At 67.4% G+C, this 19,576-nt stretch carries 17 protein-coding genes; 10 read left to right on the top strand and 7 right to left on the bottom strand.

Going from position 1 to position 19,576, the window contains the following annotated elements:
- The first annotated feature begins 129 nt into the window (after positions 1-129).
- Positions 130-978, top strand: a complete 849-nt coding sequence (locus EPK82_RS19455) for a universal stress protein (protein WP_037046986.1) — start codon at positions 130-132, stop codon at positions 976-978.
- Positions 979-988: 10 nt separating this feature from the next.
- Here the strand turns inward: EPK82_RS19455 and EPK82_RS19450 are convergent, their stop codons facing one another.
- Complete coding sequence (locus tag EPK82_RS19450) at positions 989-1,762, bottom strand: lysophospholipid acyltransferase family protein (RefSeq protein ID WP_134677725.1); 774 nt, start codon at positions 1,760-1,762, stop codon at positions 989-991.
- A 116-nt stretch (positions 1,763-1,878) separates the two neighbouring features.
- On the bottom strand, positions 1,879-2,610 hold the full coding sequence (olsB, locus tag EPK82_RS19445) for an L-ornithine N(alpha)-acyltransferase (protein WP_037046991.1): 732 nt from the start codon (positions 2,608-2,610) through the stop codon (positions 1,879-1,881).
- Positions 2,611-2,755: 145 nt separating this feature from the next.
- Here olsB and EPK82_RS19440 point away from each other — a divergent pair, with 145 nt between their 5' ends.
- The 5 genes from EPK82_RS19440 (at position 2,756) to EPK82_RS19420 (ending at position 7,419) form a co-directional block, all read left to right on the top strand.
- Positions 2,756-3,646, top strand: a complete 891-nt coding sequence (locus EPK82_RS19440) for an acyl-CoA dehydrogenase middle domain-containing protein (protein ID WP_037046993.1) — start codon at positions 2,756-2,758, stop codon at positions 3,644-3,646.
- 66 nt (positions 3,647-3,712) lie between these two features.
- Positions 3,713-4,498 (top strand): oxygen-binding di-iron domain-containing protein, encoded by a 786-nt coding sequence (locus EPK82_RS19435; protein WP_037046995.1) that lies wholly within the window; start codon positions 3,713-3,715, stop codon positions 4,496-4,498.
- An 84-nt stretch (positions 4,499-4,582) separates the two neighbouring features.
- A complete protein-coding gene (locus tag EPK82_RS19430; protein WP_134677724.1) occupies positions 4,583-5,701 on the top strand; it encodes a serine hydrolase domain-containing protein in 1,119 nt (372 codons plus the stop codon).
- Positions 5,698-6,018, top strand: coding sequence for a hypothetical protein (locus EPK82_RS19425; protein WP_037046999.1), 321 nt, complete (start codon positions 5,698-5,700; stop codon positions 6,016-6,018). Before EPK82_RS19430 ends, EPK82_RS19425 begins: the two co-directional genes overlap by 4 nt.
- Positions 6,019-6,264: 246 nt before the next feature.
- On the top strand, positions 6,265-7,419 hold the full coding sequence (locus tag EPK82_RS19420; RefSeq protein ID WP_037047001.1) for a phospholipase D-like domain-containing protein: 1,155 nt from the start codon (positions 6,265-6,267) through the stop codon (positions 7,417-7,419).
- Positions 7,420-7,425: 6 nt separating this feature from the next.
- Here EPK82_RS19420 and EPK82_RS19415 read toward each other — a convergent pair whose 3' ends face one another.
- On the bottom strand, positions 7,426-7,707 hold the full coding sequence (locus tag EPK82_RS19415) for a hypothetical protein (RefSeq protein WP_037047003.1): 282 nt from the start codon (positions 7,705-7,707) through the stop codon (positions 7,426-7,428).
- A 240-nt stretch (positions 7,708-7,947) separates the two neighbouring features.
- On the opposite strand from EPK82_RS19415, the gene EPK82_RS19410 reads away from it, so the two are divergent.
- The 3 genes from EPK82_RS19410 to EPK82_RS19400 all read left to right on the top strand — a co-directional run bounded on the left by EPK82_RS19410 (position 7,948) and on the right by EPK82_RS19400 (position 13,916).
- Positions 7,948-9,741: a DUF1302 domain-containing protein gene (locus EPK82_RS19410; protein ID WP_134677723.1), complete on the top strand. Its 1,794-nt coding sequence runs from the start codon at positions 7,948-7,950 to the stop codon at positions 9,739-9,741.
- 27 nt (positions 9,742-9,768) lie between these two features.
- Entirely contained in the window at positions 9,769-11,136 is a 1,368-nt protein-coding gene (locus tag EPK82_RS19405; protein ID WP_134677722.1) for a DUF1329 domain-containing protein, read from the top strand.
- Positions 11,137-11,303: 167 nt separating this feature from the next.
- Positions 11,304-13,916 (top strand): LuxR C-terminal-related transcriptional regulator, encoded by a 2,613-nt coding sequence (locus EPK82_RS19400; RefSeq protein ID WP_134677721.1) that lies wholly within the window; start codon positions 11,304-11,306, stop codon positions 13,914-13,916.
- A 97-nt stretch (positions 13,917-14,013) separates the two neighbouring features.
- Here EPK82_RS19400 and EPK82_RS19395 read toward each other — a convergent pair whose 3' ends face one another.
- The 4 genes from EPK82_RS19395 to EPK82_RS19380 all read right to left on the bottom strand — a co-directional run bounded on the left by EPK82_RS19395 (position 14,014) and on the right by EPK82_RS19380 (position 18,536).
- Complete coding sequence (locus tag EPK82_RS19395; RefSeq protein ID WP_037047010.1) at positions 14,014-15,357, bottom strand: short-chain fatty acid transporter; 1,344 nt, start codon at positions 15,355-15,357, stop codon at positions 14,014-14,016.
- A 344-nt stretch (positions 15,358-15,701) separates the two neighbouring features.
- Complete coding sequence (locus EPK82_RS19390; RefSeq protein WP_134677720.1) at positions 15,702-16,880, bottom strand: acetyl-CoA C-acetyltransferase; 1,179 nt, start codon at positions 16,878-16,880, stop codon at positions 15,702-15,704.
- A gap of 147 nt (positions 16,881-17,027) precedes the next feature.
- Positions 17,028-17,684, bottom strand: a complete 657-nt coding sequence (locus tag EPK82_RS19385; RefSeq protein ID WP_037047022.1) for a CoA transferase subunit B — start codon at positions 17,682-17,684, stop codon at positions 17,028-17,030.
- A 153-nt stretch (positions 17,685-17,837) separates the two neighbouring features.
- Complete coding sequence (locus tag EPK82_RS19380) at positions 17,838-18,536, bottom strand: CoA transferase subunit A (RefSeq protein WP_037047024.1); 699 nt, start codon at positions 18,534-18,536, stop codon at positions 17,838-17,840.
- 119 nt (positions 18,537-18,655) lie between these two features.
- Here EPK82_RS19380 and EPK82_RS19375 point away from each other — a divergent pair, with 119 nt between their 5' ends.
- A complete protein-coding gene (locus tag EPK82_RS19375) occupies positions 18,656-19,543 on the top strand; it encodes a LysR family transcriptional regulator (RefSeq protein WP_037047027.1) in 888 nt (295 codons plus the stop codon).
- Positions 19,544-19,576: the final 33 nt, after the last annotated feature.

The raw sequence follows: 19,576 nt of genomic DNA, 5'->3' as shown, positions 1-19,576 counted from the left end.
CCGTCGGCCGAGCGAATCGTCAGGGATACCCTAGTTGGCTTTACCGCCCCCGACCTGACTTGCATCAACGAGTGGCGGGTCAGGAGAGGCTTGAATGTAACTCGGTGTTAAACGCATGGAGGAAACGAGATGATCAAGATTCTGGTAGCGACCGACCTGTCCGAGCGCTCGGCGCATGCGGTGCAGCGTGCCGTGCAACTGATCCGTCAGCAGGGCGGTGGCGAGTGGTGCCTGCTGCATGTGATCGATGACGACGCGCCGGTCGAGATCGTCCAGCGCCAGGTGCAGCAGGCCGAGACCCTGTTGCAGAGCCAGGCGCAGCGACTGGCCGAGCAGGCGGGTTGCCGCCCGCAGGTGCTGGTCGGCACCGGCGAGCCGGACGTGGTCATCGTCGAGAGTGCCCAGGGCATGGGCGCCGACCTGCTGGTGGTGGGGGCGCACCGCAAATCACCGCTGCGTGATTTCTTCTCCGGCACCACGCTCGAGCGGGTGGTGCGCAGCAGCCATCTGCCGGTGCTGCGGGTCAACGGCCCGGTGACGCATGCATACCGCCATGCGGTGCTGGCGATGGACCACTCGCGGACCGCGCAACAGGCCCTGGTGCGCGCGCGTGAGCTGGGCCTGCTGGTGCCTGAGCAGCTGCATGTCGCCAGCGCGGTCGAGCCGGTGGCCGCCGGTGCGGTGATGGAGGTCGGGATCAGCGCCGAGGTGCTGGAGGACCAGCGGGACGTGCAGCGTCAGCAGGTGAGCGAGCGGCTGGCCGAAGTCGGGGTGAACCTCGATCACGAACGCCTGCTGGTACAGATCGGTTCGCCCGAGGGCGTGGTCGGCGACGCCCTGCGCCAGTCCGGCGGCGATCTGCTGGTGCTCGGCACGCATGCGCGCGAGGGCGTTTCGCGTTTCTTCCTGGGCAGCGTGGCCAACCGCCTGCTGGCGACGATCGACAGCGACGCGCTGATCGTTCCGCCAGCCGCCTGAGGGTGTCCGGTCAGGCCGCTTCGGCCTGACCCAGTGGCAGGTCCGCCTGCAGGGCGCTGGCGATGATCGCCTGGCTGTGGCGCGCCAGTTCGTTGCGGCTGCGCGCGGCACTGGGGATCGGCTCGAGGAGACGGATCTCGACTTCGCCCGCCGGGCTGGAAAGCAGGCGCAGCAGGTGCGAAAGCATGTCGTCGTCGCCGATGAACGGCGCCACCGGGCAGGGCTGGCCGGCGCGCAGGTAGCGGATGGCCACGGGCTGCAGGGCGACGCCGCTGTCGATGGCGCTGCTCAGCAGGCGGCCATGGAAGGTGCGCACGGCCAGGCCGTCGGTGGTGGTGCCCTCGGGGAATATCAGCAGGTTGTGACCCTGCTGCAGGTGACGACCGATCTGCTGGCCGATCAGGTTGCTGTCGCCCGAGCCACGGCGGATGAACAGGGTGCCGGCCTTGTGTGCCAGCCAGCCGGCCACCGGCCAGGCACGCACTTCCGCCTTGGACAGGAAGGAAATCGGCTGCAGGGCGCCGAGTAGCGGGATGTCGGTCCAGGACACGTGGTTGGCCACCCACAGCATCGGCTGCGCAGGCAGCTCGCCGGCGACCGTCACGCGAAAGGGCAGGGCGCCGCCCAGGCGCGCGAGAAACCAGCGGGTCAGGCGTTGGCGCAAGGGCATCAGGTCATGCCGGGCGACGCGCTCGCACAGGCTGACGACGCCGGCCAGCAGTGCGCCGAAGGCGATCACCAGGGCCAGATGAAAGAGGCGCAGGGAAAGACGCAGTTTGGCCATCGAGGCCTCCGCTTGAAAACGAGTGCCGGCATTATCCACGGATGACGGCGTTTGGCGATGGCCGGCCGGATTGTCTGCCGGCGACGGCGGGCAGGGCGCGCCGCCGCCAGCGCGTTTCAGACCGCGGCCTTGAAGTGGCGAGCGTAGCGCGGGCACAGCTCGTCGCGCTTGAGCAGGATGAACACGTCGGCCACCTGGAAGTCGCGGTCCCAGCAGGGCTCGCCGCAGATCTTCGCGCCCAGGCGCATGTAGGCCTTGAGCAGCGGCGGCATCTCGGCGATGACGTTGCCCGGCAGGTCCAGCTGCGGCAGCGGGTGCTTGGGTTCGGCGCGCAGGTGCTCGGTGCACAGGTAGCGCTCGCGCAGGCGTTGCATGATCGCCTGCGCCTGGATGCCGCCGTCCTGCATGGGAATGCTGGCGCAGCCCATCAGGTAGCGATAGCCGCCCTCGTTGAGGACCTCGGCCAGCTCGCCCCAGAGCACGGCGATGGTGGCGCCGTTGCGGTAGGCGCTGTCGACGCAGGTGCGGCCGATCTCCAGTACCGGACCTTCCAGCCTGGTCAGGCCGTGCAGGGCGAATTCTTCCTCGCTGTAATAGCGGCCCAGGCCGGCAGCGGCCTGGTGATCGAGCAGGCGGGTGGTGGCCACCAGCTCGCCGCTCTGCATGTCGCGCACACCGATATGGCGGCAGTGAATGTCGTAGTCGTCCATGTCCAGACCCAGTTCGGCACCGTTGAGCTTGGCGTCGAATTCCGCGCTGAACACGCGGTAGCGCAAGGCCTGAGCTTCACGCAGGGCGGCGGGGCCTTGCAGGCGTTCGGCCTGCAGACGGCGAGCGGTTTGAGTCATGCCTGATCCTCCGTGTGCCGGCTGGCTACTTGCAGCCGGTCGATCTTGTTGGGCAAGCTCAGGCTAGGTCGGTGTGGTGTCATCACCGTGACGCTTTTTTGATGCTTATGTGACGGCGCCCGAGGCGCTGCGAAGGAGATCTGCGATGCCCTGGTCGAGCCTGTTTCAGCCTGTCGAGCGTCTGTCTGCGGAGCAGGGCCTGGAGGACTGGTATGGCCGCTTGCTGGCCAGCCTGGGGGGGACGCCGGCTCCGTTCGAGCTGGCGCTGGTCGGCGGCCTGCGCGCGGCCACGCCGGGCCTGGCCTTTCTTGCCGGCTACCAGGCGGCGCTGCGGGTGCTCTGGCCCGCAGCGCCGTGGACGGCCGGCGCCCTGTGCGTGACGGAGAACCGCAGCACCCGTCCGGCGGACATGAGCACGCGCATCTACGGCCTGTACGTCAGTGGCCGCAAGGACTTCGTCACCGCCGCCGAGTGCGCCGACTGGTTGCTGGTGGCCGCTCGCGAGGAGGCGGCGGACGAGTCGCCGCGCCTGGCCCTCGGCGTGGTTCGCCAGGGCGCACCGGGTGTACGCATCGAAGCCTTGCCGGCGCTGCCGCTGATGCCCGACATCGGTCATGCCCGCCTGCACCTGGATCAGGCGCAGGGCGAGCGTCTGGCCGGCGATGGCTGGGACGACTACGTCAAACCCTTCCGCACCCTGGAGGATCTGCACGTGCTGACCGCCGTGGCCGCGTGGCTGTCCGGCGTGGGGCGTGAATGCGCCTGGCCCGAACCCCTGCTGCTGCGTCTGCAGGCCTTGCTGGCCGGTTGCGCCGAGGTGGCGCGGCAGGCGCCCAATGCGGCCACTACGCACCTGTTGCTGGCCGGCCTGTTCGCCGAGCAGCAGGCATTGGCCGGCGAACTGGATGCGGCGCTGGCCGCCGGCCCGGCGCACTGGGCCGGGCTGTGGCAGCGCGACCAGGGCCTGCTGCGCATTGCCGAGGCGGCGCGCAGCAAGCGCCTGGAGAAAGCGCGACGGATTGTCGCCGGCTGTTGATCCATATCAGTGCCGGCCCCTGGGCATGGGATTAATGTGGCCTCGCGTTTTTTCCGAGAGGTTTCCATGCGCCGCGAGCCCATCGTGCTGTTCGATAACGGCAGCCACCAATGCCTGATGTTCGATGACCTGGTCAGCGGCGAGGGCGTGCAATCCAACCAGTTCCTGATCACCGACAACGAGCAGTACCTGCTGCTCGATCCGGGCGGTGACCTGACGTACACCCCCTTGTCGCTGGAGCTGTCCAAGCACATCAGCGTGCAGGACCTGACCTACATCTTCGCCTCGCACCAGGACCCGGACATCATCGCGTCCCTGGACAAGTGGCTGCTGCACACCAGCGCACGGGTCATCTGCTCCAAGCTGTGGGCCCGCTTCCTGCCGCACCTGACGGCCAATTACCTGGCCCTGAGCCGTGGCATCAATACCTACGACCGCATCATCGCGTTGCCGGACCGTGGCCAGAGCATCCCGCTGGGCAAGTGCAAGCTCAAGGCGGTGCCCGCGCACTTCCTCCACTCGGTGGGCAACTTCCAGCTGTATGACCCGGTGAGCAAGATCCTCTTCTCCGGCGACATGGGCGCGTCGATGGTCGACGACGCCACGCCGGTGCGTGACTTCGTCAACCATGTGCCGAACATGGAGGGCTTCCACCGTCGCTACATGGCCGGCAACAAGGCCTGTCGCCTGTGGGCGGCGATGGTGCGCGAGATGGATGTGGCGATGATCGTGCCGCAGCACGGCCGGCCTTTCGTGGGGGCGGAGATGATCAGCGCCTTCCTCTACTGGATCGAGAACCTCGAGTGTGGCCTCGACCTGATGGGCCCCGAGGATTACTGCCTGCCCCGATGAGTCCGGCAGATGGCGCAATAGGCGCTTCAAGCTGTCGTGGCCGGCATGCTAGGGTGCGCCTCGGTCATTAAACCGAGGCCCGCCATGTCGATCCGTTCTCTTCGCCGCCTGAGCCTGACGCTCGGCTTCAGCCTGCTTGCCGGCGCCGCCCACGCGGAAAACTGGCCGCAGCCCGACTGGCAGGTGCAGGCTGCGGCGCAGACGCCAGCCCTCGCCGAGCTGGAGCGCTATGCCTTCCCCGAACGTGACGATGCCCAGCGCACGGGCATTCGTACCGACGCATTGCTGGTGGTGCGCGATGGCCGCATCGTCTACGAGCGCTACGCCGAACCGACCACGGCGCAGACCGCGCACCTGAGCTGGTCGATGGCCAAGAGCGTCTTCGCCACCGTGCTCGGCGTGGCCTATGGCGAGGGACGTTTCAGGCTCGATGCCGCGGCCGCGCAGTACTACCCGGCGATGGCCGAGCACCCGCAGATCAAGATGGGACACCTGCTCAACTGGGCCTCGGGTCTGGACTGGCAGGAGGACTACGAATACGCGCCGCTGAAGTCGTCGGTGGTGGCCATGCTCTACACCCGGGGGCGTGGCGACATGGCTGCGTTCGCCGCTGCGCATGCGGCCGACGCCGCGCCCGGTACGCGCTTCCGCTATTCCAGCGGCGACAGCAATGTCCTGGCCGCCACCCTGCGCGGCATGCTCGGGCAGCAGGCCTACGCCGACTATCCCTGGACCGCGCTGTTCGAGCCGCTGGGCATCACCAGCGCGGCATGGGAACGCGATGCCAGCGGGACCTTCATCGCCTCGTCCTACGCCTACATGACCGCCCGTGACCTGGCGCGCATCGGCCTGCTCATGCAGCGCGGCGGGCGCTGGGGCGAGCGGCAGCTGCTGCCGTCGGCCTGGGTCGATTTCGTTTCCACGCCCTTCGCCGCCTACATGGCGCAGGGGGTCGCTCCGGGTGATGCCGTACCCGGCGGCCAGTGGTGGCTCAACCCCGAGCTGCCGGGCTGGCCGCGACCGTGGCCGGACGCACCGAGCGATACGCTCGCCGCGCTGGGGCACTGGGGGCAGGGCCTGTACGTGATGCCGAAGGAGAACCTGGTGGTGGTGCGCTATGCCGATGACCGCGACGGCAGCTTCCAGCACAACGAATTGCTCAAGCGCGTGCAGGCGGCCTTCGCCGCGGAGGTACAGCCATGATCCGTCGTCATCCGCTGCTCAGCGTGCTGGTCCTGCTGCTCCTCGTGCTGCTGGCCTGGGCCTGGGCGAATCGCCAGCACCTGGCGGCCTTCCCCGACATCATCGGCGCCTACACGGCCAAGGAGTACTGCTCCTGCCGTTACGTCAGCGGCAACCCGGCGGCCTATTGCGAAGGCTACGTGCAGCAGTACGTGCCGATCAGCAGCCTGCTCGACGACGAAGACGCCAGGCGCGTGACCGCCAGCGGCCTGGGCCGTACCCACAGCGCCGCGTGGCTGGGCGCGCGCCAGGGCTGCCAGCTGCTGCCGAACGAGTGACGACTGACGCGGACTGACGGCGCGCTCCAGGGGCTGCGCCAGCGGGCGGCGAGGCGCGGGCGTGCGGGCTTTGCAAGGCGGCCCATGGCGGCTATCGTGGCCGACCGGTCATGCCGTTTTCCGAGCCCTCATGCGCCATTCGCCGTTCCCCTCATTGTCTGTCGTCACCGCCTGTAACGGGGCGCTGCGGGCGTTCCTCTTGCCACAGGGGCCAAGCATCCTGTCCTGCCGCCGGGGAGGTTGAGCGTGGCGTCGCGCGGCACCATCTACCCCTGGCGGGCGGGCAACCGTTTCGAGCTGCTGCTCGATGGTGCGGTGTTCTTCCCGCGCATGCTGGCCGCGATCGCCGCAGCCGCGCAGCAGGTGGAGGTGGAGCTGTACCTGATCGAGGATGGCCAGTGCAGCGAGCGCCTGGTCGATGCGCTGTGCCGGGCCGCTGCCCGTGGCGTGCGGGTGCGCGGCCTGTTCGATGCCTACGGTGCGGCGGGGCTGGCAGTGCCGGCGCGTGAGCGCCTGCTGGCGGCTGGGGTGGAACTGCGCTGGTACAACCCGCTGCGCTGGCGTCGTGGCGTGCGCAACTTTCATCGGGATCATCGCAAGCTGGTGCTGGTGGATGGCCGCCTGGCCTATGTCGGCGGCACGGGCGCCACCGACGAGTTCTGGTTGCCCAGCGAGTCGCGCAGCCCCTGGCACGAAGTCATGGTGGAGATCGAAGGGCCGCTGGTAGGCGACTGGCAGCAGTTGTTCGAGCACCAGTGGCGGGCGCGCTTCGCCTGGCGTCCGCGGCACCAGCCGCTGGCGCTGAGTCTGCCGGACTGCCCGCCGGCGGGGCTCGGCCTGGGCCGCGTGGCCTACGCCGATGCCGCCCAGCACCGTGACATTCTGCTGTCCCTGCTACGGGCGCTGCGAGGGGCCCGCCAGCGCGTCTGGCTGGCCACGCCGTACTTCCTGCCCACCTGGAAGATTCGTCGAGCGCTGCGTCGGGCGGCGGCGCGCGGCGTCGAGGTGCGTCTGCTGCTGGCCGGCCGCCACACCGATCACCCGCCGGTGCGCTTCGCCGGCCAGCGCTACTACCCCAAGCTGCTCAAGGCAGGCGTGCGCATCTTCGAATACCAGCCCCGTTTCCTGCACCTGAAGATGGTCCTGGTGGACGACTGGGTCAGTGTCGGATCGTGCAACTTCGATCACTGGAACCTGCGTTTCAACCTCGACGCCAACGTCGAGGCACTCGATCCGGGCTTCACCCAGGCGGTGGCGGCGTGCTTCATCGAGGATTTCGCCGTCAGCCGCGAGATCACCCTCGACGACTGGCAGCAGAGGCCCTGGTGGCGCCGCGCCCAGCAACGCCTGTGGGGCTGGCTGGATCGGCTGGCGGTGAACCTGCTGGACCGCTGGCGCTGAAGCGCTTCAGCGCGTGCTGACGTTGCGCCCGAACACACCGAAGAACAGCAGGTGCAGGCCCACCGGCAGCAACAGCCAGCGATAGGGGGTATCGGCCTGCCACAGCTGGTACAGCGCGAGCGGATGGGCGAGCAGCAGCAGCCACCAGCTCAGCGTTGCCAGGTGCTTGAGCCAGGCCTGGCGCTGTTCGTTGCGAAAGTTGAGCAGGCCGAACGCGCCGGGCAGGAAGGCGAAGATCGCGCCCATGGCGAGGGCCAGCGAGGCGCAGAGTTTCAGCAGTATCTCCATGAATCGTGTCGCTCCCGTGATGCGTAGGTGCGCAGCATGCCTGCTCGGTCGCCCGGGGGAAAGTTCCCCGTCCCCTTGATGGTCCGTCATTCATCGCGCTTGGGTCGCCGCGCGCAGGCCCGGTGCAGGGCGCCATTCATCCTTTCGAGCGACAGATGAAATCCCTCCTTGGTGCGCTTAACCGGGTCGCGGTCGCTGCGTAGGGTTCCCTGCAGCTGTACCCCACTTCAGGAGACCCGCATGACAAGAACAACAGGGCCCGGACTATTCCAGCCGCACACCTTGGCTTTGGCCGTCGCCGTCGGTTTCGCCGCGCAGGCGCAGGCCGTCACCTTCAACATCGGCGAGATCGAAGGGCAGTTCGACAGCTCGCTGTCGATCGGCGCCAGCTGGTCGATGCGCAGCCCGGACCGCGACCTGATCGGGCCGAACAACGGCGGTCAGGGGCAGGCGCAGACCGGCGACGACGGTCGCCTGAACTTCAAGAAGGGCGAGACCTTCTCGAAGATCTTCAAGGGTACCCATGACCTGGAGCTGCGCTATCGTGACACCGGCGTCTTCGTGCGTGGCAAGTACTGGTACGACTTCGAACTCAAGGACGAGAGCCGTCTGTTCAAGGACATCGACGAGCACAACCGCAAGGAAGGCGCCAAGTCCGCCGGCGCCGAGATTCTCGACGCCTTCGTCTACCACAACTACACGATCGGTGACCTGCCTGGCACCGTGCGGCTCGGCAAGCAGGTGGTGAGCTGGGGTGAGAGCACCTTCATCGGCAACAGCATCAACTCGATCAACCCCATCGACGTGGCCGCCTTCCGCCGGCCGGGGGCCGAGCTCAAGGAAGGCCTGATCCCGGTCAACATGTTCTACCTGTCGCAGAGCCTGAGCGACCAGCTGAGCATGGAGGCGTTCTACCAGCTGGAGTGGGACCAGACGGTGATCGACAACTGCGGCACCTTCTTCTCCACCGCCGATGTCGCCGCCGACGGTTGCGACAGCGGCTATCACATCGGTTCGCCGGCCATCGCGCCGCTGCAACCGGTGGCAGCGGCCTTCGGCCAGGGTTTCCAGGTGGATTCCGAAGGGGTGATCCTGCCGCGTGCGGGGGATCGCGATGCGCGTGACAGCGGCCAGTGGGGCGTGGCCCTGCGCTGGCTGGGTGACGAGACCGAGTACGGCGCGTACTTCATGAACTATCACAGCCGCACACCCATTGTCGGCACGCAGAATGCCAGCCTGGCGACGCTGGCCGCGCTGCCCAACATCATCGCCACCGCCAATGGCATCTCTCCCGGTTCGGGGACTGGTCTCGCGCAGAGCGTGATGCTGGGCAACGGCAAGTACTTCCTGGAGTACCCGGAAGACATTCGCCTCTACGGCCTGAGCTTCGCCACCACCCTGCCGACCGGCACCGCCTGGAGCGGCGAGGTCAGCTACCGGCCGAACATGCCGCTGCAGATCAACACCACCGACATGACCCTGAGCCTGCTCAACCCCATCGCGCCCGGCACCGCGCCGGTCTCGGCCGGGGCAGGGCAGGACAACATCGGTTACCGGCGCAAGGAGGTCACCCAGGTACAGACCACCTTCACCCACTTCTTCGATCAGGTGATGGGCGCCGGACGCTTCACCCTGGTGGGCGAGGTCGGCATGGCCCACGTCGGTGGCCTGGAGAGCCGCGAAGACCTGCGCTACGGGCGTGACTCGCTGTTCGGCGCCTACGGTTTCCGTGGCGACACCCATGGCTTCGTCACCCGCACCTCCTGGGGCTACCGCGTGCGCGGCATCTGGGAGTACAGCAACGCCATCGCCGGGGTGAACCTCAAGCCGAACATCTCCTGGTCGCACGACGTCGACGGCTACGGCCCCAACGGCCTGTTCAACGAGGGCGCCAAGGCCGTGAGCATCGGTATCGACGCCGACTACCGCAATACCTACACCGCCAGCCTGTCGTACACCGACTTCTTCGGCGGGGATTACAACGTCGCGGTGGACCGCGACTTCCTGGCGCTCAGCTTCGGCGTGAGCTTCTAGGCCATCAGGATCAGTTGAGGAATGCAGATGAATACAACCCTGAAGATGCTCGGCGCACTTTCCCTGAGCCTGCTGGCCAGCAGCGTGCTGGCGGCGGTCAGTGCGGATGAGGCGGCCAAGCTCGGTAGCAGCCTGACGCCGCTGGGCGCGGAGATGGCCGGCAACGCCGCCGGCAACATCCCCGCCTGGAACGGTGGCCTGGCCAGCGATGCCGGGCAGGTCGACGCGAACGGTTTTCTCAGTGACCCCTACGCCAGCGAGCAGCCGCTGTTCACCATCACCGCGCAGAACCTGGAGCAGTACCGCGAGCAGCTGTCTGCCGGGCAACTGGCGATGTTCAAACGCTACCCGGAAAGCTACCGCATGGCGGTGTACCCGACCCACCGCAGCTCGGCGCTGCCCGACAGCATCTACGCCGCGGCCAGGACCAGCGCGCTGAAGACCGGTCTGCGCGATGGCGGCAACGGCCTGGTCAACTTCACCGACAGCCGCTATTACGCCTTCCCGATCCCGCAGAACGGTCTGGAAGTGGTGTGGAACCACATCACCCGCTATCGCGGCGGCAACCTCAAGCGCAGCATCGTGCAGGCGTCGCCGCAGACCAACGGGGCCTACACCCTGGTGCATTTCGAGGACGAGGTGGCCTTCCCCGAGAATATCCCGGACATCGACCCGGACAAGGCGGAGAACGCGCTGCTGTTCTTCAAGCAGCGGGTCACCGCGCCGTCGCGCCTGGCCGGTAACGTGCTGCTGGTGCACGACTCGCTGGATCAGGTGAAGGAACCACGCATGGCCTGGCTGTACAACGCCGGACAGCGCCGCGTGCGCCGTGCGCCGCAGGTGGCGTACGACGGTCCGGGTACTGCCGCTGACGGCCTGCGTACCTCGGACAACTTCGACATGTTCAACGGTGCTCCGGATCGTTACGACTGGAAACTGGTGGGCAAGCGCGAAATGCTGATCCCCTACAACAACTACCGCGTGGCCACGCCCCAGGTGAAGTACGAGGACATCCTCAAGGCCGGCCATGTCAATCAGGACCTGATCCGCTACGAGCTGCACCGGGTCTGGGAAGTGGAGGCGACGCTCAAGGCGGGCGAGCGCAACATCTACGCCAAGCGCCGCTTCTACGTGGACGAGGACTCCTGGCAGATCGCCCTGTCCGAGCACTACGACGGGCGTGGCCAGCTGTGGCGCGTCGGTGAGGCCATGCTCATGCAGCACTATGCGCAGAAGGTTCCGGTCTACGCGTTCGAGGCGCTGTACGACATCATCGCCGGGCGCTACATCGCCATCGGCATGGCCAACGAGGAGAAGACCGCGGTGCAGTACGGCACCCAGGCCTCGGCCAAGGACTTCACGCCTGCGGCCCTGCGTAACGCCGGCGTGCGCTGAGCGGGCCTGCCTTGAACGAGCCGGTGTCACTGCCCGTGACACCGGCTTTTTTGCATGGGCCACGGTTGCGTGAATCTCGCCCCATAAGCGTCATGGGGTGGCCAAGGCAGATGGGCGGGGTACCATCTGCGAGTGGTTCAACAATGACAACAGAGAGAACCGCTGCCATGCCTACCCTCGCCATCGCCCGTCAGGGTGCGCTGCAGGCGCGACCTGTCGACCTGCCCCGGCTGCCACCTTGCGTGGTGCCTCGTCCCGCCCTGGTGCAACGCCTGCTGGCCAGTGAATCGCGCCTGCGCCTGCTGTGCGCCCCGGCTGGTGCGGGCAAGAGCGTGTTGCTCGGCCAGTGCGCGCGCATGACACCCGCCACGATCGAACCGTTCTGGCTCGACCTGGGCGGCGGTGCGCTGAGCGCCGCGCAATTGTGCAAGCGCCTGGCTGCGGCCCTGCAGCAGCCGTTGGCGGCCGACGAGCACAGCGAAGCCGCGTTGCTCGAACTGTTGCACCAGCGCAGCGGCCGCCTGTGGATATTCATCGACGATTACCCGCGCGCCGAGGATGGCGAACTCGATGCCTGCCTCGACCGGCTGTTCGCCGCCGCGCCCGCGCAGGTGACCTGGTGGGTCGCATGCCGCCGCACCCCAGGCTGGAACCTGCCGCGCCTGCTGTTGCAGGGTGACCTGCTCGAGCTGCAGGGCGAGGATCTGGCGCTGGATGGCGAAGCCCTGGACGAGCTGCTGGCGACCCTGCAGTTGCCACTGCCCGACGACCTGCGCCAGGCCCTGCTGCAGTTCAGCGAAGGCTGGCTGGCGGCGATTCGCCTGCTGCTGCTCGATGCCGATGAAGCAGCGCTCCGCCAGCGCCTGCAGTCGGGGTGTCCGCTGCTGCGCGACTACGTGCAGCGCGAGGTGCTCGCCGAGCTGGACGAGGAGTTGCTCGGTGACCTGCACGCCCTGGCACTGTTGCCGCGCTTCTCCGCCTCGCTCTGCGAACACCTGCTGGAGGGGCGCGGCAGCGACCTGCTGCACGGGTTGCTGCGGCGCCAGCTGTTCCTGCGCAGCCTGGACAGCAGCGGCAGCTGGTTTCGCCTCTGGCACCCGCTGGCGCAGGTGCTGCGGCAGTTGCCGGGCGCTCCGCCGTCGGCCTCGGTACACGTGCGGGCCTGCCAGTGGTTCGCCCTGCATGGCGACATTCGCGAGGCGGTCGAGCACGCGCTGCAGGCCGGGCAGATCGAAGTGGCGGTCAACTACCTGCAGCGCTTCAGCCAGGAGCAGCTGCTGCAGGGGCACTCGGTCGCGCAGTTCCTGCAGTGGCGCGAGGAGCTGCCGGCCTGGTTGTTCGCCAGTTCGCCGCGGCTGATCGTGCTGCAGGCCTGGGCGCTGATCATCTGCGCACGCTTCGACGAGGCCGCTGAGTGCACCCAGGCGCTGGCGCATTTCCTGCCGCAGCCCGATGCCCGGCGCCAGCGCAAGCTGCTGGCCCAGTGGCAGGCCCTCAGTGGCGTGCTGGCGCGCCAGTGCGGCCGTCGCGACGCCCGCCAGCACTGCCTGGAGGCGTTGCAGGCGCTGGACGAGAGCGGCTGGTCGCAGCGCATCCTGTGCTACCAGGCGCTGGCCCAGCAGTACCTCGCGGAGAATGCCCTGGACCAGGCGCAGCAGGCACTGGACGAAGGCCTGCGCCTGGCGCGGCTGCATGGCAGCCTGATCTACGAGGCACTGCTCAACACCGATCACTGCCTGCTGCTGGAAATGCAGGGCGAGGCCGGGCGCGCCGCCGAACTGGCCGAGCAGTCGCTGGCGCTGCTGCGTGACGGTTTCAGTCACAGCCCGGTGGTCGGGCGTCTGCTGCTGTTGCGGGCCAGCCTGCTGGCGCGCCAGGGCCTCGAGGAGGCCGCACAGCTCGCCTACCGCCACGGGCTGCAGGAGGCCGAGTATTGCGGGGACGCCTACACCATTTCCGGTTATCTGGGCTTGCTGGAGCTGGCCGAGTCGCGCGGCGACCTGGAAGAGGCCTACCAGTGGTTACAGAAGGCCGAGCGGGCCATGCAGTGGTCGCATGTGCCCGAGGTGCGCTATCGCGGCGTGCTGCAGTTGCAGAGTGGCCGCCTGCTGTTGCGCCAGGACCAGGTCGGCAGGGCACGCGAGGTGTTCGCCCAGACCTTGCAGCAGCTGCAGCAACGCCAGCAGTTGGCGCCTTCCGGTTTCTACGATCTGCTGCCGCGCCTGCGTCTGCACCTGGCGGTCAGCGACCTGTTGCTCGGCCATCGGGCCGCCGCCGAGCATGCGCTGCGCCTGCTGCTCGACGAATGCCAGCTGTCCGGCCACCGCAGCCTGGCCTGCGAGTGCCGGATCGCCCTGGTGGAGTGCCTGCTGCACCAGCAGCAGGAGAGTGCGGCCGAGGCCCTGCTGCGGGTCGCGATCGATGAGGCGCGGCAGCTGCGTCTGCTACGGCCGTTGCAGGAACTGCAGCAGCGTCAGGCGCAATGGCTGGAGCGGGTGTTGCCGGGGGAGGCGGGCAGCAGCCTGTATCAGCGCCTGTTCGAGCCGGCACCTGCGGTCGATGAGCCGGCCAGTGCCGGAACCGCGCTGCTCAGCTCGCGCGAGCTGGCGGTGCTGCAGCTGATCGCCCAGGGGCTGTCGAACCAGGAGATCGCCGATCGCCTGTTCATCTCGCTGCACACGGTCAAGACCCATGCCCGGCGGATCAACGTCAAGCTCGGCGTGCAACGACGCACGCAGGCCGTGGCGATGGCCAAGGCGCAGGGGCTGATGGGCGATTGAGTTCGGCACAGCCTGCTGCGCTAGAAGCAGGCTCGCAATGCTCCAGCTCGCGAGGTGTCGGGGAGCGCCGATCGCGAGCCGGAACCAGGCTGAAGGCTCAGCCGATGAAGTAGAAGGCGCCGCAGATCACCACGCCGGAGTACAGCAGCATGATCAGGCAGTAGCCCATGATGTCACGGGCGCCGAGGCCGACGATGCCGAGCAGCGGCAGGGCCCAGAACGGCTGGATCATGTTGGTCCAGGCATCGCCCCAGGCGATCGCCATGGCGGTCACGGTCGGGGATACGCCCAGGGCCTGGGCGGCCGGCAGCATGATCGGTCCCTGCACGGCCCACTGGCCACCGCCGGACGGCACGAACACGTTGACCACGCCCGCGCTGAGGAAGGCCAGCAGCGGGAAGGTGTCGGCCGACGACCAGGAGATGAAGGTCTCGGTGATCTGCCGGCCAAGGGAGATACCGTCGGCATTGGCACCCATCATCATGCCCATGATCCCGGCGTAGAAGGGGAACAGCAGGACGATGCCGCCGATGCCGCGCACGCTCTCATCCACGGCGCGCATGTAGCGCTCCGGGGTGCCGTGCATCAGCAGGCCGCAGAACAGGAAGATCGCGATCACCACGTCCAGGCCGAGGACGAAGCCCTTGTTGGCGAAGTGGTTGAACAGGTAGATGCCAGCCATGGCCACCAGGGCCAGGCCGAGAATGCGGCTGTCGTCCAGGCGCTGTGCCGGGGTTTCACGCGCCGGGAGTTCGGCACGGGATTCCACCAGCTTGGCCGGGTCGGCCACCTTGGCCCCCTGGCGCGGGTGCATGGCGCGGTTGAGCAGCGGCAGGCCGATCACCAGCAGGGCGACGATGGTCAGGTTCAGCGGGCTGAACAGGGTCTCGGCGATGCTCACCGGCTCGGTCAGGATGCCGGCGGTGATCCGCGCCAGGTCAGGTCCGCCCGTGGCCATCGACAGCGGGATCGAACCGGCCAGACCGCCGTGCCAGACCAGGAAGCCCGAGTAGGCCGAGGCCACCAGCAGCGGGTAGTCGACGCCATCCACCTTGCGCGCCAGGGCGCGGGCGAACACGGCGCCGATCACCAGGCCGAAACCCCAGTTGACCCAGCAGCCGAGCAGCGCCACCAGGGTGACCATGACGATTGCCTGTCCTGGTGTGCGGGCGACGCCGGCCAGACGGTCGAGCTGGCGGTTGATGATCGGGGCGCTGGCCAGGGCGTGGCCGGTGACGAAGATCAGGGCCATCTGCATGGCGAAGCCGAGCAGGGTCCAGAAGCCGCCGCTCCAGTGTTGCACCATGGCCGGCAGCGATTGGCCGGTAGAGAAGATGCCGGCCAGCAGCACGCCCAGGGTGAGCAATGCGGAGAACACGAAAGGTGAGGGCAGGTACTTCTGTACCAGGCTCACGCTCATGCGAGTGAGGGTGTTGAACATGGGGGACGCCTCTTTCTTATGGTTGTGTAAGAGCCTGTTGAAAACCTGCTGCGCATCGGGCCTGCGGGCTTAGAACCTGCTCAGAATGCTCATCTACTGCTCGTAAACTCCGCTTCTTCGCCTGTTTTGCCTTGCATGCCTCCCGCTCGCGAGGCTTCGAACATGTTCTGGGGCTTTGACCAGGCACTCTGGGGTTGGCTTCGCCTGGGCGTTGCAGTGGATATGACAAAGCCCGGCACGAGGCCGAGCTGTTTGACGTAGCCCGGATGCAGGCCGGGAGGTCCTCCCCGGATCGTATCCGGGCCACGCTGTTGCAGTCTGCAGGGTGTGAACCACCCTGCGGGTCAGCGCTCGATGGCCAGCGCCACGCCCTGACCGCCACCGATGCACAGGGTGGCCAGGCCTTTCCTGGCGTCGCGGCGGATCATCTCGTGCAGCAGGCTGACCAGCACGCGGCAGCCCGAAGCACCGATGGGGTGGCCAAGGGCGATGGCGCCGCCATTGACGTTGACCTTGTCGGCATCCCAGCCCAGCTCCTGGCCCACCGACAGCGCCTGTGCAGCGAACGCTTCGTTGGCTTCGATCAGGTCCAGGTCGGCCAGGCTCCAGCCGGCCTTGTCCAGGCAGCGGCGAGTGGCGGATACCGGGGCGATACCCATGATCGCCGGATCGACGCCGGCGTTGGCGTAGCCGGCGATCTTCGCCAGCACCGGCAGCCCCAGTGTCTGCGCCTTGGCGGCGCTCATCAGCAGCACCGCAGCGGCACCGTCGTTGAGGCTGGAGGCATTGCCGGCGGTGACGCTGCCGTCCTTCTTGAAGGCGGGCTTGAGCTTGGCCAGGCTGTCGGCGGTGGTCCCGGCGCGTGGCTGCTCGTCACGGGCGAAGGCGAGCGGGTCGCCCTTGCGCTGCGGGATCAGCACCGGGGTGATCTCGGCATCGAAACGACCGGTTTCGATGGCGGCCACGGCTTTCTGTTGCGAGGCGGCGGCGAAGGCATCCTGGGCTTCACGGCTGATAGCGTACTTCTCCACCAGGTTCTCGGCAGTGATACCCATGTGGTAGTCGTTGAAGGCGTCCCACAGGCCGTCGACGATCATGCTGTCGAGCATCTGCGCATGGCCCATGCGCAGGCCGGTACGGGCCTTGGGCAATACGTAGGGCGACAGGCTCATGTTCTCCATGCCGCCGGCGATCACCACCTCGGCGTCGCCGCAGCGGATGGCCTGGGTCGCCAGGTGCAGGGCTTTCAGGCCCGAGCCGCAGACCTTGTTCAGGGTCATCGCCGGCACGGCGTGCGGCAGGCCGGCGCGGATCGCAGCCTGGCGTGCGGGGTTCTGCCCGGAGCCTGCGGTGAGCACCTGGCCGAGGATCACTTCATCGACCTGGGCGGCGTCGAGGCCGGTCTGCTCCAGCAGACGCCTGATGACGATGGCGCCGAGCTCGGGGGCGGGGACCTCGGCCAGGCTGCCCTGGAAACTGCCGATCGCGGTACGGGTGGCGGCGACGATGACGACGTCTTGCATGGGGTGACTCCTCTCGGCTGATGGGCCGCGTAGCGTGGGAGGGGCTGAGCCGCGACGAGACAGGCTCGCCGCTGAAGTGCCTCCCGCCATGTAGAAAAACGTTCCGTAGACGCCGTGCGTGGTGGCGCCTACGGAACGGTAGACAACTTAGAAGCTCATTTCCGGCACGTGTTCGGGGACGATCAGCTTGCCGGCGGTCTTGGCGACGATTTCCTCGACGCTGACCCCAGGGGCTCGCTCGCGCAGGACGAACGCGTTGTCCTCGATCTCCAGGTAGGCCAGGTCGGTCAGTACCTTGCGGATGCAGCCGCAACCGGTCAGCGGCAGGCTGCAGTGTTCCAGCAGCTTGGACTCGCCGTCCTTGGAGGCGTGGGTCATGGTGACGATGATGTTGTCGGCACCGGCCACCAGGTCCATGGCGCCGCCCATGCCCTTGACCAGCTTGCCGGGGATCATCCATGAGGCGATGTTGCCGCGCACGTCCACCTCGAAGGCGCCGAGCACGGTCAGGTCTACATGGCCGCCACGGATCATGGCGAAGGATTGCGCCGAGTCGAAGATCGCCGCGCCCTTGACGGCGGTGACCGTCTGCTTGCCGGCATTGATCATGTCGGCGTCGACTTCGTCCTCGCTCGGAAAGGCGCCCATGCCGAGCAGACCGTTTTCCGATTGCAGCATCACCTGCATGCCCTCGGGCACGTAGTTGGCCACCAGGGTGGGAATGCCGATGCCCAGGTTGACGTAGAAACCATCCTGCAGCTCGCGGGCGACGCGCTGGGCCATTTGTTCACGGGTTAGTGCCATGCTCTTATCCTCTTGGCGGCTGCTGAAGAACTGCCTGCGTGGCCGACGGCGTTGAAAACGGGCTCAAGGTACTGATTCACTGCGCGTGAACTGCGCTTGCCTGCCTGTTCCTGCCTTGTCTCGGCTGTCTCGCTGACGTTGTTCAGCAACCTGCTAGCTGCGCAGGGTGCGTTTTTCGATACGTTTCTCGAAGGTGCCGCAGATCAGCCGGTCGACGTAGATGCCGGGGGTGTGAATCTGCGTCGGGTCGAGTTCGCCGGGTTCCACGATCTCTTCCACCTCGACCACGGTGATGCGTCCGGCACTGGCGACCACCGGGTTGAAGTTCTGCGCGGTGTGGCGGTAGACCACGTTGCCGAAATGGTCGGCCTTCCAGCCCTTGACGATGGCGAAGTCGCCGGTGATGGCCGGTTCGAGGATGTAGTGACGGCCGTCGATCTCGCGCGCTTCCTTGCCCTCGGCGACCGGCGTGCCGTAACCCGTGGCGGTGAAGAAGGCAGGAATGCCGGCGCCACCGGCGCGCAGCTTCTCGGCCAGGGTGCCTTGCGGGGTGAGTTCGACTTCCAGCTCGCCGCTGAGCAGCTGCTGTTCGAACAGGGCGTTCTCGCCGACGTAGGAGGCGATCATCTTGCGGATCTGCCGGTCTTCCAGCAGCACGCCGAGACCGAAGCCGTCGACACCGCAGTTGTTGGAGACCACGGTGAGGTCGCGCACGCCACGGCGACGGATCTCCGCGATCAGGTTCTCGGGGATGCCGCACAGGCCGAAGCCGCCGGCCAGTACGGTCATGCCGTCCTGCAGGCCGTGCAGGGCTTCTTCATAGCTGCCGACGCGTTTGTCGAGTCCGCTCATTCGAGGCTGCCTCTTGTTGTTGTGGGGCAGGAGCACTGCCAGGCTGTGTCCAAGCTTCATCGCTGCGGGCTTATTTGTTAAGTTTGTTTTTCCTCTTGATTGATCAGGTAAATAAATCAATGACCGTCAAGCAGCTACGCGCCTTTCTCGCCGTGGCGCAGAGCCTGAGCTTCGCCCAGGCCTGCGAGCGCCTGCACCTGTCGCAGCCGGCGCTGAGCCTGGCGATCAAGAACCTGGAGCAGTCCCTGGGCGGCCAGTTGCTGGTACGCACCACCCGCAGCGTGGCGCTGACCCCCGAAGGCGAGACCTTGCTGCCGATCGCCGTGCGCCTGCTGGCCGACTGGGACAATGCCGAGGACCTGCTGCGCCAGCACTTCACCCTGCAGATGGGCAAGGTGGCGGTGGCGGCCATGCCGTCGTTCGCCGGCAACCGCCTGCCGGCGGCGTTGCGCGCGTTCCGCGATGCCTATCCGCGGGTCAACGTGGCGGTGCATGACGTGATCAACGAGCAGGTGATGGAGATGGTGCGCGATGGCCGTGTCGAACTGGGTATCGCCTTCGAGCCGGCGACCCTCGACGGCCTGCAGTTCACCGCGCTGTACGACGATCGCTTCGTCGCCGTGGTGCCGGCCGGCAGCGAGCTGGCCGGGCAGTCCGCGCTGACCTGGGCGCAGTTGCTGGAGCAGCCCTTCATCACCCTGCAGCGGCCCTCGGCAGTCCGCCTGCTGCTGGAAGACAGCGTGATCGCCCGGCATGGCAAGCTGCCGGTGGCGTTCGAGAGCCACCAGCTGGTGACGGTCGGACGCATGGTCGCCGAAGGCCTGGGCGTCAGCGCGGTGCCGCAGCTATGTCGCCAGCAGATGGAAGACCTGGGCGCCCGCTGCCTGCCGCTCAGCGAGCCGCAGGTCTCGCGCCGTGTGGGTCTGTTGCACCTGGCCGGGCATCAGTTGTCCAGCGCGGCGCAGGCGTTGAGCGAGGTGCTGATGACGACCGCTCGCTTGGACTGAGATGGGGGAGGGGGTTATGCATATTTTGTAAGT

It is taken from the genome of Ectopseudomonas khazarica, assembly GCF_004521985.1.
Lineage (GTDB): Bacteria > Pseudomonadota > Gammaproteobacteria > Pseudomonadales > Pseudomonadaceae > Aquipseudomonas > Aquipseudomonas khazarica.
Note: the sequence above shows the minus strand (reverse complement) of the source record. Positions and strands in the feature narration are given on the sequence as shown.

Bases quoted from the DNA above. Each gene is read 5' to 3' on its own strand.
- EPK82_RS19455 (WP_037046986.1), top strand. From the start codon at position 130: ATGATCAAGATTCTGGTAGCGACCGACCTGTCCGAGCGCTCGGCGCAT.
- EPK82_RS19450 (WP_134677725.1), bottom strand. From the start codon at position 1,762: ATGGCCAAACTGCGTCTTTCCCTGCGCCTCTTTCATCTGGCCCTGGTG.
- olsB (WP_037046991.1), bottom strand. From the start codon at position 2,610: ATGACTCAAACCGCTCGCCGTCTGCAGGCCGAACGCCTGCAAGGCCCC.
- EPK82_RS19440 (WP_037046993.1), top strand. From the start codon at position 2,756: ATGCCCTGGTCGAGCCTGTTTCAGCCTGTCGAGCGTCTGTCTGCGGAG.
- EPK82_RS19435 (WP_037046995.1), top strand. From the start codon at position 3,713: ATGCGCCGCGAGCCCATCGTGCTGTTCGATAACGGCAGCCACCAATGC.
- EPK82_RS19430 (WP_134677724.1), top strand. From the start codon at position 4,583: ATGTCGATCCGTTCTCTTCGCCGCCTGAGCCTGACGCTCGGCTTCAGC.
- EPK82_RS19425 (WP_037046999.1), top strand. From the start codon at position 5,698: ATGATCCGTCGTCATCCGCTGCTCAGCGTGCTGGTCCTGCTGCTCCTC.
- EPK82_RS19415 (WP_037047003.1), bottom strand. From the start codon at position 7,707: ATGGAGATACTGCTGAAACTCTGCGCCTCGCTGGCCCTCGCCATGGGC.
- EPK82_RS19410 (WP_134677723.1), top strand. From the start codon at position 7,948: ATGACAAGAACAACAGGGCCCGGACTATTCCAGCCGCACACCTTGGCT.
- EPK82_RS19405 (WP_134677722.1), top strand. From the start codon at position 9,769: ATGAATACAACCCTGAAGATGCTCGGCGCACTTTCCCTGAGCCTGCTG.
- EPK82_RS19400 (WP_134677721.1), top strand. From the start codon at position 11,304: ATGCCTACCCTCGCCATCGCCCGTCAGGGTGCGCTGCAGGCGCGACCT.
- EPK82_RS19395 (WP_037047010.1), bottom strand. From the start codon at position 15,357: ATGTTCAACACCCTCACTCGCATGAGCGTGAGCCTGGTACAGAAGTAC.
- EPK82_RS19390 (WP_134677720.1), bottom strand. From the start codon at position 16,880: ATGCAAGACGTCGTCATCGTCGCCGCCACCCGTACCGCGATCGGCAGT.
- EPK82_RS19385 (WP_037047022.1), bottom strand. From the start codon at position 17,684: ATGGCACTAACCCGTGAACAAATGGCCCAGCGCGTCGCCCGCGAGCTG.
- EPK82_RS19380 (WP_037047024.1), bottom strand. From the start codon at position 18,536: ATGAGCGGACTCGACAAACGCGTCGGCAGCTATGAAGAAGCCCTGCAC.
- EPK82_RS19375 (WP_037047027.1), top strand. From the start codon at position 18,656: ATGACCGTCAAGCAGCTACGCGCCTTTCTCGCCGTGGCGCAGAGCCTG.